The organism is Oerskovia sp. PE-21s (genome assembly GCF_056158145.1).
This window is the reverse complement of sequence record NZ_JBUXJM010000009.1, coordinates 91538-108744: the sequence shown is the minus strand read 5'-3', so window position 1 is coordinate 108744 and position 17207 is coordinate 91538. Positions and strand designations below refer to the sequence as shown.

At 75.1% G+C, this 17207-nt stretch carries 15 protein-coding genes; 7 read left to right on the top strand and 8 right to left on the bottom strand.

All coding sequences use genetic code 11. The features are described 5' to 3' along the window. Positions 1-15 precede the first annotated feature (15 nt). Genes ACZDYF_RS16650 through ACZDYF_RS16635 form a run of 4 tightly spaced genes read right to left on the bottom strand, consistent with a single transcriptional unit; the run spans position 16 to position 2801 of the window. Entirely contained in the window at positions 16-954 is a 939-nt protein-coding gene (locus ACZDYF_RS16650; protein ID WP_475059852.1) for a DNA-3-methyladenine glycosylase family protein, read from the bottom strand. Beyond that, entirely contained in the window at positions 951-1577 is a 627-nt protein-coding gene (locus ACZDYF_RS16645) for a methylated-DNA--[protein]-cysteine S-methyltransferase (protein ID WP_475059847.1), read from the bottom strand. Before ACZDYF_RS16645 ends, ACZDYF_RS16650 begins: the two co-directional genes overlap by 4 nt. Beyond that, a complete protein-coding gene (locus ACZDYF_RS16640; protein ID WP_475059844.1) occupies positions 1574-2116 on the bottom strand; it encodes an RNA polymerase sigma factor in 543 nt (180 codons plus the stop codon). Before ACZDYF_RS16640 ends, ACZDYF_RS16645 begins: the two co-directional genes overlap by 4 nt. Positions 2117-2174: 58 nt before the next feature. Continuing rightward, the gene (locus tag ACZDYF_RS16635) at positions 2175-2801 is read right to left on the bottom strand and encodes a methylated-DNA--[protein]-cysteine S-methyltransferase (protein WP_475059838.1); all 627 of its coding nucleotides are present in this window, start codon (positions 2799-2801) and stop codon (positions 2175-2177) included. Between the two features lie 133 nt (positions 2802-2934). Between ACZDYF_RS16635 and ACZDYF_RS16630 the strand changes: the two genes are divergently transcribed. The 7 genes from ACZDYF_RS16630 (at position 2935) to ACZDYF_RS16600 (ending at position 10080) form a co-directional block, all read left to right on the top strand. Continuing rightward, a complete protein-coding gene (locus ACZDYF_RS16630) occupies positions 2935-3744 on the top strand; it encodes a metal-dependent hydrolase (RefSeq protein WP_475059835.1) in 810 nt (269 codons plus the stop codon). 247 nt (positions 3745-3991) lie between these two features. Then, a complete protein-coding gene (locus tag ACZDYF_RS16625; RefSeq protein WP_475059832.1) occupies positions 3992-4906 on the top strand; it encodes a serine protein kinase RIO in 915 nt (304 codons plus the stop codon). A gap of 27 nt (positions 4907-4933) precedes the next feature. Continuing rightward, complete coding sequence (locus tag ACZDYF_RS16620; protein WP_475059825.1) at positions 4934-5848, top strand: Gfo/Idh/MocA family oxidoreductase; 915 nt, start codon at positions 4934-4936, stop codon at positions 5846-5848. Positions 5849-5857: 9 nt separating this feature from the next. Beyond that, positions 5858-6274 (top strand): DUF6841 family protein, encoded by a 417-nt coding sequence (locus tag ACZDYF_RS16615; RefSeq protein ID WP_475059817.1) that lies wholly within the window; start codon positions 5858-5860, stop codon positions 6272-6274. Positions 6275-6424: 150 nt separating this feature from the next. Further along, positions 6425-8989 (top strand): leucine--tRNA ligase, encoded by a 2565-nt coding sequence (leuS, locus tag ACZDYF_RS16610; protein ID WP_475059811.1) that lies wholly within the window; start codon positions 6425-6427, stop codon positions 8987-8989. A gap of 67 nt (positions 8990-9056) precedes the next feature. Further along, positions 9057-9521: a GNAT family N-acetyltransferase gene (locus ACZDYF_RS16605; protein WP_475059806.1), complete on the top strand. Its 465-nt coding sequence runs from the start codon at positions 9057-9059 to the stop codon at positions 9519-9521. 88 nt (positions 9522-9609) lie between these two features. Then, positions 9610-10080: a hypothetical protein gene (locus ACZDYF_RS16600; protein WP_475059801.1), complete on the top strand. Its 471-nt coding sequence runs from the start codon at positions 9610-9612 to the stop codon at positions 10078-10080. A 150-nt stretch (positions 10081-10230) separates the two neighbouring features. Here the strand turns inward: ACZDYF_RS16600 and ACZDYF_RS16595 are convergent, their stop codons facing one another. From ACZDYF_RS16595 to ACZDYF_RS16580, 4 genes are read right to left on the bottom strand one after another with little or no spacing between them, the layout of a single operon-like run. Next, positions 10231-10698, bottom strand: coding sequence for a hypothetical protein (locus ACZDYF_RS16595; protein ID WP_475059794.1), 468 nt, complete (start codon positions 10696-10698; stop codon positions 10231-10233). A 24-nt stretch (positions 10699-10722) separates the two neighbouring features. Then, a complete protein-coding gene (locus ACZDYF_RS16590; RefSeq protein ID WP_475059788.1) occupies positions 10723-14463 on the bottom strand; it encodes an error-prone DNA polymerase in 3741 nt (1246 codons plus the stop codon). Continuing rightward, positions 14456-16138, bottom strand: a complete 1683-nt coding sequence (locus ACZDYF_RS16585) for a DNA polymerase Y family protein (RefSeq protein WP_475059781.1) — start codon at positions 16136-16138, stop codon at positions 14456-14458. Before ACZDYF_RS16585 ends, ACZDYF_RS16590 begins: the two co-directional genes overlap by 8 nt. Beyond that, entirely contained in the window at positions 16135-16932 is a 798-nt protein-coding gene (locus tag ACZDYF_RS16580) for a hypothetical protein (protein WP_475059777.1), read from the bottom strand. The genes ACZDYF_RS16585 and ACZDYF_RS16580 overlap by 4 nt, the downstream gene beginning before the upstream one ends. Positions 16933-17207 lie beyond the last annotated feature (275 nt).

The window sequence follows — 17207 nt, the reverse complement described above, 5'->3', positions numbered from 1 at the left end:
CGTCCGCACGGGACGTCAGTAGGCCGTGTGCGTCCAGAGGTGGAACAGCGCGTACGCCCGCACGGGGGACCACGCCTGCGCCGCCGCGGCCGCGGCGCGCGCGTCGATCCCACCCAGGGCCTTGCGCAGCACGAGGTCCCCGGGCACGAACCCGTCGCGGTCCCCCAGCACCTTGACCGACAGGTAGTCGACGGTCCAGGGCCCGATCCCCGGCAGGGCCAGCAGCCGGGCGCGCGTGTCCGCGAGCGCCGCCGGGTCGCCTGCCGTGCCCGGCCCGAGCGTCAGCCCGTCCGCGCAGGCCGTGGCGAGCGCGAGCAGCGTGCGGGTCCGGGCGCCCGTGATCCCGACGGCGGACTGCAGGTCGGCCGCCTGCGCGCCCGCGAGCGTCCCCGGGTCGGGGAAGAGCCGCAGGCCCTCCTCATCGGCACGAGCTGCCGGGCGTCCGTACGCGGCCGCGAGCCGCCCCGCGAAGGTCCGGCACGCGGCGAGCGAGACCTGTTGTCCCAGGACCGTCGTGACCGCGGCCTCGAACCCGGACGGGTGCCCGACGACCCGCAGGCCGGGGCGGGCGGCGAGCAGCGGGGCCAGCACGGGGTCGGTCCCGAGCACGGCGTGCACGGTCGCGAGGTCGGCGTCGGTGTCGAACCACCGGGCGACCAGGGCGCAGGTCTCGTCCGCGTCCGGGCCGCTCCCTCGCACCTCGACCTCCTCGGGCGCCAGCCGCACCGTCACGGCCGCCGCGCCCGAGGCCGTCTCGACGAGGCGGGTCACCTCCCCCCGTCCGACGCCGGAGCGGTCGACCCGGTCGACGCCCGGCACGGCGTGCGCGACGAGCGTGGCGAGGGCCGAGGCCGTGTCGAAGGGCAGCACCACGGGCACGTGCCGCGACCAGGCGCCCGCCTCGGGCGCGGCGGCCTCCGGGGCGGTCGCGACGCCGTCGGGCAGGGTGGTCATGCGGCTCGCTCCAGGGCGAGCAGCAGGCGCTTGGCCTCGGCGCCGCCCGCGTAGCTGCCGCTCGTGCCGTCCGAGCGCACGACCCGGTGGCACGGCACCACGAGCGGCAGCGGGTTCTTGGCGCACGCGGTGCCCACGGCCCGCACGGCCCGCGGGCTGCCCGCGGCGGCCGCGACCTGGGCGTAGGACGCGGTGCGGCCGTAGCCGATGTCCCGCAGGTGGGTCAGGACCTCGCGCCGGAAGGGCCCCGAGGCCATGGTCAGGTCGAGCGGCAGGTCGAACGCGCGGCGCTCGCCCGCGAAGTACTCGTCGATCTCGGTCGCGAGCCGGTCGAGGCGCCCGGGGGCGCGCAGGACGCGCGGGCTCACGGTGCGGGCGATGCGGTCGAGGACGGCGTCGTGCCCCTCGACGTCGAACGCGATACGCACGACGCCCGCGTCGGTCGCGGCGAGCAGCAGCGTCCCCACGGGGGTGTCGAGCGTGCGGTAGGCGACGTCCAGCAGGCCCGACGACGCTGCGTCCGTCGAGAGACGGTCGTGCAGCCGCGAGAGCGTGGCCTGGGAGTCGAGAGCGGTACCGAGGGTCGCGAGGAAGGCGACGTCGTCGAACGAGGTGTCGCTCATGAGGCACTTCCTTTCGAGGCGCGAACAGAGGGAGCGCGCGCGGCCGAGGGGCCGGCGGGCGGGTAGGTGCGCCGCAGCGTCGCCATGCCGTCCGAGGCGGCGCGGCGCGCGGCCTCGGCGCTGCCGCCGAGGATCGCGGCGACCTCCTGGTAGGGCAGCCCCGCGACGTGGTGGTAGGCCACGGCCTGGCGCTGCTTGGGCGGCAGGGCCGCGAGCGCCCGCCACAGGTCGTCGTCGCGCTGCTCGACGCCCCGTTCGGGGAGGCCGTCGCGGCTGGGCTCGTGGGTGAGCCCGGCGACGTCGGGCACCGCGATCGGGGCCCGGGCACGGACGCGGGTGACGTCGATCGCCTTGCGGTGCGCGATCGTCACGAGCCAGGCCTCGACGTTGGCCCCCTCGTCGAGGCGCGGGTACGCCTGGAGGGCCGACAGGAAGGTCTCGGACCACGCGTCCTCGGCGTCCACGGGGCCGAGGACCGCGCGGCACACCCGCAGGACCGTGGCGCCGTGCTCGGCGACGACGCGTTCGAAGGGCTTCACGTCGGGTAGACGGCCCGGACGTGCGGAACGTGAGGTCCCCGCCGCACGACGGCGACCATCAGAAGAGCCTGCTCGCGCGCGTCTCGTCGGACTCCTCGAGGGCCAGGAGGAACCGCTTGCGCTCGAGCCCGCCCGCGTACCCCGTCAGGGAGCCGTCGGCCCCGACGACGCGGTGGCAGGGCACGACGATGCTCAGCGGGTTCTGGCCGTTGGCCGCGCCGACCGCGCGGGCCAGGTTCCGGTCGCCGAGCGCGACCGCGAGGTCGCCATAGGTCCGCGTCTCGCCGTACGGGATCTGGGCGAGCAACGCCCAGACCTTCTTCTGGAAGCCGTCCCCGACCGGGGCCAGGTCCAGGTCGAAGTCGCGCCGCGTCCCCGCGAAGTACTCGCCGACCTGGACGCGGACCTCCTCGAACGCGTCGTCGTCGCGCTCGCCGAAGGTCTCGCCCGTGGGGCGGCGCTTGTGGGCGTCGAAGTACAGCGCGCGCAGCCCGTCGGCCGTGCCGACCGCGGTGAGCTCGCCCACGGGCGAGTCGAAGACCGCGTGATGCACCGTCCGGCCGGCCTGGGTCGTGGGGGTACCTGGCTCGGACGCGGGGCTCCCGGGCTCCTCGGGCCGGTCCAGCAGATCCGACACGGCGCTGCCTCCCGTCCTGGTCGTCGCCTGCTCGTCGTGGTGTCTCATGCACTGTAGACGCCAGGGTCCGACAAGACGTGAGGTCGGGTGTCGGTCCCTGACGGGTAGGGTGTGCTGTCGCGCGGACAGACCGCGCGAACCACACTTGCTGGACGAACACGACCGACGGGACGAACGCATCATGATGGGTGGCCACCACGCCGCCTGCGGCGCGGCCGCATGGGTGGCGGTCACCTCGACCGCCCCGTACACGCTCGGTATCTACCCCGTCTCGGACGTGGGCGTGATCACGGGTGCGATCGTGTGCGCCGGCGCGGCCCTGCTGCCCGACGCCGACCACCACTCGGGCACCATCGCGCACTCGCTGCCGCCCGTCTCCGAGGGGGTCGCCAACCTGGTCGAGACCATCTCCGGCGGGCACCGCCGCGGGACGCACTCGATCCTCGGGATCGCGGTCTTCACCGCGCTCGCGTGGCTCGCGGGTCTCGTGACGTACGAGTCGGACACGTTCGGGACCGTCGCCGTCGGGGCGGGCGTCGTCGCGATCCTGCTCGTCGCGTTCGCGCTCAAGGCCCTCAAGCTCACGCGCGGCGGCAAGCTCGGACCGTGGATCGGGTCGATCACGATCGCGCTCCTCGTCGCGCTCCTGGCCCCCGAGGAGTGGAACTGGCTCCCCGTCGCGGTCGGGCTCGGCGTCACGGTCCACATCGTCGGCGACGTCATGACCACCGGCGGGTGCCCGCTGCTGTGGCCGATCACGTTCAAGGCGCCGCGCTGGGTGCGCAGGACCAACGTGCTCAACGACATCTGGCGCCCGGGCGGCAACTTCGCGCTGCCCGTCCTGGGCAACGCCGGGTCCGTGCGCGAGTGGCTCTTCCTGATCCCGGTCACCGCGTACGCCGTCGCGGGCGTCGTGTGGTCGCTGCTGACCCAGATGGGCCTCGACACGAGCGGCACGTACACGCTGCTCGTGTCCTCGTTCGGAGGCTGACGCCCACACTCCGGCCGGCTCCCGGGGAGCGCTGCCGGGGAGCGTCGTTTATTCCGTTGCCCACCCCCGCCGCCGGGTGCGAGGGTGGGCACGTCCGCCGGAGAAGGTCCGGCGCGAGCGCGCAGCCTGGGGCTGCGAGAAGGAGAGGTGTCGTGATGACCGTCGTCGTCGTTCCCCACGCCTCCACCTTCCCGAGGAGCCCCGGCCGCTGACGCCGGCTCCTCACCTCACCCGAGGAGCCCCACCCGTGCACGAGCACATCGACCTTCCCGCACTCCCCCGCCACACCGGCGTCCCCGACGACGCGTTCGACGCTTCCGGCATCGACGCGTACGACCTCGACGCGGCCCTCGACCCGGACCAGCGCTGGTCCACGTGGTCCAGCGTCGAGAAGGGCATGCGCGGCCCCGAGCCCCGTCCCGGCTGGGTCGTGACGGCCGACGCCGCGATCGACACCGACCTCGGCGTCCTCAAGACGGGCAAGGAGGCCGACGTCTTCCTGCTCGAGCGCGCCGTGCCCGACGACCCCGACCAGTTCTCGCTGCTCGCCGCCAAGCGCTACCGCAGCTCCGAGCACCGCGCCTTCCACCGCGACTCCGCGTACGTCGAGGGCCGCCAGGTCCGGCGCTCGCGCGACCGGCGCGCGATCGAGCGCAAGTCCTCCTACGGGCGCGAGGCCGCGGCCGCGCAGTGGGCCAACGCCGAGTTCGCGGCGCTGACCCTGCTGTGGTCCGCCGGGGCCCCCGTCCCGTACCCGGTCCAGATCGACGGGACCGAGATCCTCATGGAGTTCGTCGGGGAGCACGCGAGCACGGGCGAGGCCGACGGGTCGCCCGCGAGCCGGGTCGCCGCGCCACGCCTGGCCCGCGTGCGACCGGACGTCGGCACGGTCGAGGCGTACTGGGACCAGCTCCGGCACGCCATGGGCCTCCTCGCCGCGCACGGGTACGCGCACGGCGACCTGTCGCCCTACAACGTGCTGGCCCAGGGCGAGCGCATCGTGATCATCGACCTGCCGCAGGTCCTCGACCTCGTCGCGAACCCCCACGGCACCGACCTCCTGATGCGCGACTGCCGGACCATGTGCGCGTGGTTCCGCTCCCGGGGGCTCGACGTCGACGAGGGCGAGCTGTTCGCCGAGCTCATCGCGCAGGCGTGGTGAGCTGGTCCGGTCAGGAAGAATGACCGGATGACCCAGACCCTCCGCCTCGCGCTCTTCGGGCTCGACTCCTCGCACGCCGACCAGCACGTGCGCCTGCTGAACGTCGAGCAGCGCTTCCCGGGCGCGCGGGTCACGGTCCTCGCGGACGGCGACCCGGGGCGCGTCGCGGAGCTCGCCGGCCGGAGCGAGGCGGCGGGCGTCCCGGTCCGGGCGGGCGGGCCCGACGACGTCGCGTCGGTCGACGCGGTCGTCGTCGCCCACCGCGCGGGCCGGCTCCACCACGCGGCAGCCCTGCCCTTCGTGCGTGCCGGGCTGCCGGTGCTGGTCGACAAGCCGTTCACCGCGGCGGTCGCCGACGCCGAGGACCTCGTGACCGCGGCCCGCGCGAGCGGGTCCGTGCTGTCCTCGTGCTCGGCGCTGCGCTTCGTGCCCGACGTCGCACGGCTGCGGGCTGCCGCCCTCGCGCACGGCAGGATCACGACGCTGACCGTGTCCGGTCCCGCCGACCCGGGCTCGCCCCACGACGGCCTGCACTTCCTCGGCATCCACCTGGTCGAGGCCGCCCGCTCGCTCCTCGGAGGCGACGCCGACCTCACGTGGGGGGACCCCGCCGTCGGGCACGAGGACGACGCCGTGACCGCGACCGTGACCGCGACGACCGGCGGGCGCGACGTCGTCGTGCGCCTGCGGTTCGTGGACCCCCACCTGCACCCCACCCAGCCGTTCCACGCGGCCGTGACCACCACGGGCGGGACCGTCGCGGGCGACCTGGACGTCGGGCAGGACTACCTCGAACCCGTGCTCGCGCACTTCCTCGCCCAGGTCGCCGGGACGACCGCACCCGACACGCGCACCCGGCTCGTGGGCCCGGTCGCGCTCCTGGCCACGGTCCAGGCAGCGGTCGAGGCAGCATCTCGTGCGGGCTCGGCGCGACCGGCCTAGCGTGAACGGATGACGACCCCCACGCCCGACGCGACCGCCTACGACCACGACGACGTCCAGAGGTTCCTCAACTCCTACGGCGTGGCGCTCGCGGCCGGCGACCTCGACACGATCGCCGAGACGTACGCGTTCCCCGCGCTCGTCGTGACCGACGAGGCCTCGGTGCTCGTCAGCGAGCCCGACACCGTGCGCGAGTCCTTCCGGGGCGCTGCCGAGAGCTACCGCGAGCGGGGGCTCGTCGGGGCCGTCGCGCAGATCCGTTCGCTCGGGACCACGAGCGCGGGCCTCGTGTGGGCCGACGTGCGCTGGAGCTACCGCGACGAGTACGCGGCCGAGGCCGACACCGAGAGCTTCCGCTACCTGCTGCGGCGCGGGCGCGACACGTTCCAGATCTGCGTCGTCGTGCCCGTCGACCCGTTGGCGTGAGACGGGCCGGCTGCTAGGCTCCCCGCCATGCGTTCCTCGCTCCTCCTTACACCGCCGCGCTGACACGGCACGACCAGCGCGGCATCCCCTCGTACCCCGAGGGGCATTTTTGTGCCCACGCACAGGACGGAGCACCGCTGAGGAGACGCCATGACGCAGGACCAGGACACCACCGGGACGACAGCGCCCACCCCGCCGACCACCACGGGCCGGGCCCGGCACGCCGAGGTCGAGGAGCACTGGCAGGAGGTCTGGGAGACGCTCGGGGTGTTCCGCGCCCGCGACGACGGGGCCCGCGAGCGCCGCTACCTGCTGACGATGTTCCCGTACCCCTCGGGTGACCTGCACATGGGTCACGCCGAGGTGTTCGCGCTCGAGGACGTCGTCGCGCGCTACTGGCGCCAGCTGGGGCACGACGTGCTGAACCCCATCGGGTGGGACTCGTTCGGGCTGCCCGCCGAGAACGCCGCGATCCGCCGGGACGAGCACCCCGAGGTCTTCACCGAGACCAACATCGCGACCCAGGCCCGCTCGATCCGGCGCTACGGGGTGTCGTTCGACTGGTCACGCCGCCTGCAGACCTCCGACCCCGCGTTCATGCGGTGGACGCAGTGGCTGTTCGTGCGCATGGTCGAGCGTGGGCTGGCGTACCGCGCCACGGCCCCCGTCAGCTGGTGCCCGCAGGACGGGACCGTGCTCGCGCACGAGCAGGTCGTGGACGGAGCCTGCGAACGGTGCGGCACACCGGTCGTCCGGCGCGACCTGACCCAGTGGTTCCTGCGCATCACCGACTACGCCGACCGGCTCGTCGACGACATGGACGCGCTCGTCGGGCGCTGGCCCGAGAAGGTCCTGGCCATGCAACGCCACTGGATCGGGCGCAGCGCGGGGGCGCGGGTCGACTTCGCGGTCGTCGACGGGGCCGACGCACGCGGTGCCCGGACGCCGCACGCGGGCCCGCGCACCGTGTCGGCGTTCACCACCCGGCCCGAGACCCTGTTCGGCGTGACGTTCCTGGCCGTGGCCCCCGACGCCGACGTCGCCCGCGAGCTCTGCGCACCCGAGCACGCCGAGGCGCTCGAGGCGTACCGCGCCGCGAGCCTGGCCCTGAGCGACATCGACCGCCAGGGCACCTCGCGCGAGAGGACCGGTCTCTTCCTGGGGGCCTGGGTGGAGCACCCGGCGACGGGCGAACGACTGCCCGTGTGGGCCGCCGACCACGTGCTGCCCGGGTACGCGTCGGGGATCGTCATGGGAGTCCCCGCGCACGACGAGCGCGACCGGGCCTTCGCCGCACGCCACGGGCTGGCCGTGCGCCCGGTCCTGACCACCACGCCGGGCGACGAGACCTCGCCGGCGCGCGACGTCGTCGTGCACTCGGACGGAGGGGGGCTGACGCTCGACGGCCTGTCGCCCGCCGAGGCCGCCGCGCGCGCCACGACGTGGCTGTCGGCCCAGGGGCGCGGCGGGCCGCAGGTCGTGCACCGCCTGCGCGACTGGCTGGTCTCCCGCCAGCGCTTCTGGGGAGCCCCCGTCCCGATCGTGCACTGCGCCGCGTGCGGGGAGGTCCCCGTGCCCGACGACGAGCTGCCCGTCCGCCTGCCCGACCTGAGGGGCGAGGCCCTCGCCCCCCGCGGGGTCTCGCCCCTGGCCGGTGCCGAGGACTGGGTACGCACCACCTGCCCGCGCTGCAGGCGCGAGGCCCGACGGGACACCGACACGCTCGACACCTTCGTCGACTCGTCCTGGTACTTCCTGCGCTACTGCTCCCCGGGACACACCGACGGGCCGTTCGACCCCGAGGCCGTGCGCCGCTGGATGCCCGTGGCGCAGTACGTCGGGGGCGTCGAGCACGCCGTCCTGCACCTGCTCTACAGCCGCTTCGTGACCAAGGTGCTGCACGACATGGGCCTGGTCGACGTCGTCGAACCGTTCGCCACCCTGCTCAACCAGGGGCAGGTGATCAACCGGGGCCGGGCCATGAGCAAGTCGCTCGGCAACGGCGTGGACCTCGGGGCCCAGCTCGATGCGTACGGGGTCGACGCGGTGCGGCTCACGATGGTCTTCGCCGGGCCGCCCGAGGACGACGTCGACTGGGCGGACCTGTCCCCCGGGAGCATGCAGCGGTTCCTGGGCCGGGTGCTGCGCGTGGCCCAGGACGTGACGAGCCCGGCCGTCGCCCACGCATGGTCGACGGCCAGCCCCGCGGCGACGGGCGGTGACGCCGCGCTGCGCCGGGTGACGCACCGGACGGTCCACGACGTCACCGGGTTGCTCGACACGTCCCGGTTCAACGTGGCCGTGGCGCGCCTCATGGAGCTCACGAACGCGGCACGGCGGGCGATCGACGCCGGAGCGGGGCCTGCCGACCCCGCCGTGCGGGAGGCAGCCGAGTCTCTCGCGATCCTGCTGAGCCTGTTCGCCCCGTACACGGGAGAGGAGATGTGGGCCGCGCTCGGGCACGACCCCTCGGTCGCGGTGGCCGGATGGCCGCAGGTCGACCCCGCCCTGCTGGCCGAGTCGACGGTCGAGGCCGTGGTGCAGGTCGACGGCCGCGTGCGGGACCGGGTCACGGTGGACGCGTCGGTCGGCGAGGACGAGCTCCGGGAGACCGCGCTGGGGCGCGAGGCGGTCCGGCGCGCCGTGGCCGGACGCCCTGTGGTCCGCGTGGTCGTGCGGGCACCGCGAGTGGTCAACGTCGTCACCCGGGCGTGAGACGGTCGGGGGTACGGTCAGGGGCGGACCGTGAGCCCCGCATCCGTCCCGGACTAGGCTCGACGCCATGATCCTGCGTGCCTACGACGAGTCCGACGCGGAAGCGACGCTCCGCGTGTTCCTGCGAGCCGTGCGGGTCACGGCGAGCAAGGACTACTCACCCGAGCAGATCGCGGCCTGGGGGTCGGACGACATCCCGCTCGACGTCTGGGCGGTCAAGCGCCTGCAGACCGACACGGTCGTCGCGGTCGAGGGCGACGAGGTCCTCGGGTTCAGCGACGTCGACTCGCGCGGGTACATCGACATGATGTTCGTCGACCCCGCGGTGACCCGACGCGGCGTCGCCTCGGCGCTGCTCGACCACGTGACACGCGCCGCCCGCGGCCGTGGCGCCGTCGAGCTCACCACGTACGCGAGCCTCACGGCCCGCCCCTTCTTCGAGAAGCACGGGTTCGTCGTGGTCGAGGAACGCCAGCCCGTGCTCCGGGGCGTGTCGCTGACCAACTTCAGCATGCGCAAGCCGCTCGTCTGACCGCCTCGCGGTGCATCACCGTCGGTCCCGGCGGTCTCCTTCCAGGTAGCGGGTGCATCCGCGCCCGCCCACCGAAGGAGGGGGCACCATGGCACTCACGACCAGCGCGCTGACACTCATCGGCCGACGGCACCCAGCGATCTTCGACCTGCTGGGCAACCCGTACGGCCCCTTCACCGGCTCCCGAGGGGCCGAGGTCTTCCTCAACCCGCAGCCGCTGCCCCCCGGGCCGCCGGACGGGATGCGCACCGGGTTCCACGCGGGCGCCGCGCTCGTCCAGCTCGCGTTCACGGCGCACCACCTGCACGTCGGGTTCGACATCGACGTCGACGACTGGTGCCCCACTCCCCCGCGCCGCCCCAAGCTTCCGCCGTGGCCGGGGCCTCGTCCGCGCCCGTGGCGCTTCGAGGTGGTCGACGAGAGCTGGGGCGTGGACTACGTGCTCGGCCTCGCGGTCTCGCTCGAGGTGTCGACCTCCGTCTGGGAGGGGTTCGCCGGGGCAGACGTCCTGGGCTCGGTCCACGGCAGGGCGCTGGAGATCGGCGCCAAGCAGGGATAGGCGGGCACACGGCCAGCGCGAGATGCGGCTATCTGGGGCTCCTCGGGCAGAACGCCCCCAGTTGGCCGCACCTCGACGGGCCGCACCCGCACAGCACCGTGAGCCTGCCCGTCGTACGCGGGCGCGTTGCACGGCGAAGGGAGATCCGGGTCAGCCCGCCTGCGCGACCAGCACCGACATCGCGACGGCCGCCCCGGTCTCCGCCTCGACGGTGACGACGTGGCGGAGGCTCAGGTCCATCTCGTCCGTGGTCGTCAACGCGACGTACCCGGTGGCGCCCGGGCGGAACCCGCACGAGACCGTCCCGAGGGCGGTGCCGTCGATCGCCACGTGCGCGTCGTCGCCGCCCTCGCACGTGACTGCGACGGTGAGCGGCGCGGCGTTCGGCACGTCCGCCCCGTCCGCGAGCGCACCGGGTTCGACCGTCAGGTCGAACCCGGTGCGCCCGCTCGAGGACGCGAACGCGACACCCGACGTCAGCTCGCTCTGCGCCTCCAGGAGATCGTCCGGTGTGACGGGGTTCGCCCCGCAGCCGGTCAGCAGGACGACGACCGCGGCGACGCCACCGGTCAGGAGCGCGGGCTTCGATCGACGGCGGGCACGTGCGGGTCCGGTCATGGGCCCGAGTATGCCAGCGGAGCCCTACTGGAAGTCCCGCGAGCGCGACGCGACCTGCAACGACAGCGGCGCGAGGTGCTCCGCGAGGAGGTTCGTGGCGCCGTCGGCCCGTTCGAGGCGGCCCCGCACCACGAGCGCGGGCGACGACCGCGCGACCCGCCGGAACCGTTGCCACAGGCCGGGCGTGCAGATGACGTTCAGCAGCCCCGTCTCGTCCTCGATCGACAGGAACGTCACACCTCCGGCGGTCCCGGGGCGCTGGCGGTGGGTCACGACTCCCCCGACCGCGACCCGCCGGCCGGCCTCGTGCACGACCGCCTCGGCGACCGTGATGACCCCTGCCCGGCGCAGCCCGGGGCGCACGTACTGGGTCGGGTAGGAGTCGGTCGAGACGCCCGTGGCCCACACGTCCGCGACCGCGGTCTCGACCTCGCTCATGCCCGGCAGCATCGGCGCCTCGACCCCCACCGAGACGCCGGGCAGCGTGTCCGGCCCCTCCTGGGCGAGCGCCCCCGCAGCCCACAGCGCCTCACGCCGTGCCACGCCCAAGGACTCGAGCGCGCCGCCCGTCGCGAGGGCCTCGAGCTGGGCCGTGGTCAGGTCGACGCGTCGTACCAGGTCACGCAGGTCGGTGAACGGACCGGCGGCGCGCGCCGCGACGACCGCCTCCGCGACCGGGTCCCCCACCCCGCGCACGCTGCCCAGCCCCATGCGCACCGCGAGGGACAGGTCGGGGTGCGCGGCGCCGTCGGGCGGGGCGGGAGAGGGCGAGGCGGCGGGACCGCGGTGGGGCGCGGCGAGGCCCGGCCGCACGTCCCTGCCCGACGGCGCCCCCGCCCCCCGGCTCGCCGAGGCGGGCAGCCGCTCGACCCCCGCCTTGACGCCCGACGCGTTGACGTCCGGGCGCAACGCCGTGACCCCGTGCCGGCGCGCGTCCGCGACGAGCGACTGCGGCGAGTAGAACCCCATGGGCTGCGCCGCGAGCAGCCCTGCGTAGAAAGCGGCCGGGTGGTGCACCTTGAGCCATCCGCTCGCGTACACGAGGTACGCGAACGAGTAGGCGTGCGACTCGGGGAACCCGAAGTCCGCGAACGCCTTGAGCTTGTCGAAGATCTGCTCGGCGACGTCGGGCGCGACCCCGTTCCTCGCCATGCCGTCCAGGAGCCGCCCGTGCAGCGCCTCCATGCGCTCGACCGACCGCTTGGACCCCATCGCGCGGCGCAGCTGGTCCGCCTCGGCCGCGCTGAAGCCCGCGACGTCGATCGCCATCTGCATGAGCTGCTCCTGGAACAGCGGCACGCCCAGCGTCTTGGCGAGCGACTTCTCGAGCAACGGGTGCAGGAACGTGACCTCCTCCCGGCCCCGGGCCCGGTTGATGTACGGGTGCACCGAGCCGCCCTGGATGGGGCCGGGGCGGATGAGCGCGACCTCGATCACGATGTCGTAGAACGTGCGAGGCTGCAGGCGCGGCAGCGTCGCCATCTGGGCGCGCGACTCGACCTGGAACACCCCGACCGTGTCCGCCGCGCACAGCAGGTCGTACACCGCGGGGTCGTCGTCGGGCAGCGAGTGCAGCTCGAGGCCCAGGCCCTCGTGCTCGGCGATCAGCTCGAAAGCGACCCGGATCGCCGTGAGCATCCCCAGGCCCAGCAGGTCGAACTTCACGAGCCCCGCGTCCGCGCAGTCCTCCTTGTCCCACTGCAGGACCGTGCGCCCCTCCATGCGCGCCCACTCGACCGGGCACACCTCGATCACGGGGCGGTCGCACATGACCATGCCGCCCGAGTGGATGCCGAGGTGCCTCGGGAGTCTCAGGAGGCGCTCGGCCAGCTCGAGCACCGGGCCCGGGATCTCGCCCTCCTCGGCGGCCGACGGCGGGCGGCGCGCGGGCACGACGTCGTGCGGGTCGTCGGAGCGCAGCGTGGGGCCAGCGCCCTGGTCCCTGCCGCGCCTGTCGCGCCTGTCGCCCTGGTCCTCGGCCAGCGGGTCGACGACGCGACCCGACAGGTCCGGGGTCCAGTCGGCGTGACCCGTGTGCGGGCGGTCGGGGCGGCGCCGCTGCTCGCGCTGCCGCGGTGCACCGGTCCCCCAGACCTCGGCCGCGCGGGCGTCTTTGGCCGCGGTGCGGGTCACGACGGCGGGCGGCGCGTCGGCGCGCGCCGCACCCCCTGCCGCAGACGCCCCTGCCGCCGCGGGCCCGACAGCCCCAGGGACCGACGCGTGCGCCCCGCGCGCGGCGATCGCCCGTTCTCGGGCCGCCCGGTCCGCCGCGGGGCTCGACGGGTCCGGCCCGCGCAGCGACCCCCAGCGCTCGATCGACTTGCTCCACGCGTCCTGCTGCCCGACGTCGTGCCCCAGGGCCCGTGCGGCGTCGCGCACCGCGGACTTCGGCCGGTAGGAGATGACGTTGGCGACCTGCGCCGCGTGCGTGCGCCCGAACCGTTCGTACACGTACTGGATGACCTCCTCACGACGCACCGACTCGATGTCGACGTCGATGTCCGGGGGGCCGTCGCGCTCGGGCGCGAGGAAGCGCTCGAACAGCAGACCGTGCTTGACGGCGTCCACGGCCGTGATGCCGAGCGCGTAGCAGACGGCCGAGTTCGCGGCCGAGCCGCGCCCCTGCGCGAGGATGCCGCGGGCGCGGCAGAACTCGACGAGGTCGTACACGATGAGGAAGTACCCCGGGAAGCCGAGCTGCTCGATGATCGCGAGCTCGTGGTCGATCTGCCGCCACGCCCCGGGCTCGCGCTCGGCCTCGCGAGGGCCGTAGCGGTCGGTGCCGCCGCGCTCCACGAGCACGCGCAGCCACGACCTCTCGTCGTGACCGGCGGGGACCGGGTACGGCGGTAGCTCGGGAGCCACGAGGCGCAGGTCGAACTGGCACTCGGCACCCAGCTCGGCCGCGGTCGCCACGGCCTGCGGGTGGCGGCGGTGCCGGTCCGCCATCTCGGCCGCCGAGCGCAGGTGCGCGGTGGGGGCACCGGGCAGCCAGCCGTCCATGTCGTCGAGCGACGAGCGCGCACGGACGGCCGCGAGCGCCCCCGCGAGGGCGGCGTCGCGGGGGCGCGCGTAGTGCACGTTGCCGGTCGCGACGAGCGGCAGGTGCGCGTCGGCGGCGAGCCCGGCGAGCGCGTCGCACAGGTCGCTGTCGCGGGGGTCGCCCGCGTCGGTGATCTCCACGGCCACGTTGTCGGCGCCGAAGACCTGCACGAGCCGGTCGAGCTCGCGCCGGGCGGCCCGCGGCCCCTCGGTGAGCAGCGCGGAGCGCACGGCCCCCTTGCGACAGCCCGTGAGGACGAGCCACTGGCCACCCGACTGCTCACCGAGCCGTTCGAGCCGGTAGTCGGCCGCGCCCTTGGTGCCCGTCGCGAGGTGCGCGGTCGCGATCGCGCTCGACAGGTTGCGGTACCCGTCCGGGCCGCGGGCCAGGACGAGCAGGTGGGACGCGCGCGGGTCGGGCACGCCCGTGGGCGCGTCCAGGACGGGGGCCGCGCCGGGGGCGGGCGCGACGGGCAGGTGCAGCTCGGCGCCGAACACGGTCGGCAGGGACACCGCGCGCGCCGCGGTCGCGAAGCGCACGACCCCGTACAGGCCGTCGTGGTCCGTCACGGCGAGCGCGGACAGGCCCAGGTGCGCGGCCTCGGCCGCGAGCTCCTCGGGGTGGCTCGCGCCGTCGAGGAAGCTGAACGCGGAGTGCGCGTGCAGCTCGGCGTAGCGGGGCGGTCTGCGCGCCCCGGCGCCCGGCGGGGCTGCCCTAGTCATAGACGGCCTCCACGGTCCAACGCCCCTGGGCGCTCGCGAGCAGCACGCCGCGTCCGTCGTCGAGCAGGACCTGGAGGTATGCCCGACGGCGCGGCGTCTCGCTCCACCAGCGTTCGGCGAGCGGCCACGGCCCGGCCCAGCCGAGCACACGCCGGCTCGCCCCGGCTCGTGGCGCGAGCCACCGCACGGTCGCGGGCGGTGCGCTCATCGCGAGGCGCACGTCGACGCGGACGGGGGCTCCGGCGTCGTCCAGGACGGCGACGTCCTCCGGGACGTCCAGGACGAGGGCGGGCGCGGGCTCGGGCAGGCGCCCCGGCCACGGCAGGTCCGCGCGCCGCGGCGCGGGGGCCGCGTCCCCCCACGGGGCGAGGTGCACCTGGTCGTGGACGTCGCGCCCGCCCTGCGTGACGACGCTCAGCACGCCGTCCCCGCCCAGGAGGCCCTGGACACGGCCCAGGGCGCGCTGGGCGCGGGCGTCCTCGCCGCTCGACGCGCCCCACAGCCGCGGCTGCTCGGCGCCCGCGGCCACGACCTCCTCCGCGGTGATCGCGAGCCGCACGAGCGGCGAGGGCCGGTCCTCGGCGAGGTCCGGCAGGTCGTCGTGGCTGGTCTGTGCGTGCTCGTCCCGGCGCACCCCCCGACCCTGCCGCTGCCGCTGCCCCAGCGCGACGCGCGACGCCGTGAGCCACCCCTCGAGCTGCCAGCGCACGCGGTCGGTGATGCGGGCCGCGGTGAGCCCGCCCATGGCGCCGTCGTCGCAGCGCCAGGTCCGTTCGAGCTCGCGCCCGTCCTCGGTGCGGGCCGTGATGCGCAGCCGCCCGCACGACGACGAGCGCTCGACGAGCTGGGCGTGCAGGTCCTCGGCGAGGCGGCGGGCCGCGAAGGTCGCGACGTCGACGCGCTCGGCGGGCGGGTCGAGCTCGCACTCGACGGCCACGTCCGCCTCGATGCGGCGCCGCGCGGGCGGGCGCAGGTCCTCGCCCTGCGCGAGGCGCTGCGCCCAGGCTCCCAGGTCGCCGAAGCGCGACAGGACGCTCGCGGCGGGCAGCGCGGCGAGGTCCGCGAAGGTCCGCACGCCGAGGCGGCCCAGGAGGTCGACGAGCTGCGCGACGGGCTGGGCGTCGCCCACGACGACGTGCGCGAGCTCGCCCAGCGGGCGCGGGGCCAGGTAGGCCCGGGAGGTCCCTGCGGGCACGACGAGCGAGGACCGCGCGCCCAGCACCGCGGCCAGGATCCCGTCGGCGACGCCGACCTGGCTCTCGTGGCCCGTGTCCGCCGCGACCCGTTCGACGAGCACCTGCGCGAGGCGCTCCTCGGTGCCGTGGTAGCGCGCGGGGCCGCCCGAGGGCAGGAGCAGCAGGCCCGGGCGCGCGACCTCGATGCCCGCGACCACGGTCTCGGCGGCGAGCGCGACCGGCTCGAACTCGCGTGCGTCGCGCGCGTCGTCGGCGTCGAGCAGCGCGAGTTCGGGGCAGCACTCCTGCGCCCGACGGCGTCGCATCCCCCGGCGCACGCCCTGCGCCCGCGCGGTGGCCGAGACCGCGAGGACGCGGCGCCCGTCGTGCGTGGCCGCGGGCACGTGCGCGGGGACCTGGGCCGCGCCCATCGCGGCGACGACGGGCCAGTCCGGCACCCACAGGACCGCGGTGCGGGTGGCCGTGCTCCCGGCGCTCATCCGACGAGCCGGAGGCCGGGCGGGGTCTTCTCGACCTGCCGCGGGTTCTTCACGACGCCTCCGCGCAGCGGCAGCTCGACCTGGCGCTCGACGCCGCGCGAGGCGCCGGCCCGCCCGCTGCGCCGGACCGTGAGCCGGCGCCTGCGCAGGTACCCGGCGCCGTGGTCCGTGCCCGACCAGGTGCCCTCGCGGACCGTGAGGACCACGTGCGCCCCGGCCCAGGGCTGCGCCGCGACGAGGAGGTTCCCGCGCTCGCGGGCCCGGGAGGTCAGGCGACGGCGGTCGGCGTCGGTCAGCGCGGCCTGCGGCCCGACCACGACGACGTCGATCCCGTCGAGCAGGGCGGCGACCGCTGCCGCGGCGTCCGGCCCGGGGGACGGGACCAGGGCGACGCGACCCAGGTCGATCCCGGCCTCGGCGGCCGCGAGGACCCCGAGGCGCGGGAAGCCGACCATCGCGGTCCAGGCCCCCGTGCGCGAGGCCTCGGACAGCAGCGCGAGCAGGAGCGAGGTCGAGCCGTCGACCACCACGGCGGTGCCGCGCTGGAGACCGCCGAACGGGAGCAGGTCGGCCAGCTCGTCGGGGACCGGGAGGAGCTTCTCCTCCCCCGTGCTCCCCGGTGCGCGACGGGCCGAGAGCTCCGCGCGGCGCAGCACCGACCGGGCCAGGAGCGCCCGCTGGGCGTGCGTGGACCCGGCAGGCTGCACGAGGCCGGCGGCCTCTGCCGAGGCGGTGACCGTCGCGGCGCCGACGTCGCTCAGGACCTCCCGGAGGGTGTCGTCGACCAGGGTCATGACACCTCCTGCACGCTCGAAAGACATTCGAACAGGTGTTCGAACACTTCCAGTACACGCGCTCCGCGAGGGGGTGTCAACTCGTCCCACCCGGTCGACAGCAGGGGTCGATCCGTGGTTGAGAGTTTCATCATCGCGCAACAATCAACCCCGCATACAGGCATTCCGGAAGCCTCCGGCGACACCTCATGGTTGGGTCAGGAAGGGCGAGATATCAACGATCTCCTGCTTCGAAGCCGCTGCGAGAGGCGGTTGCAGACCTTCGACCCGGCCAG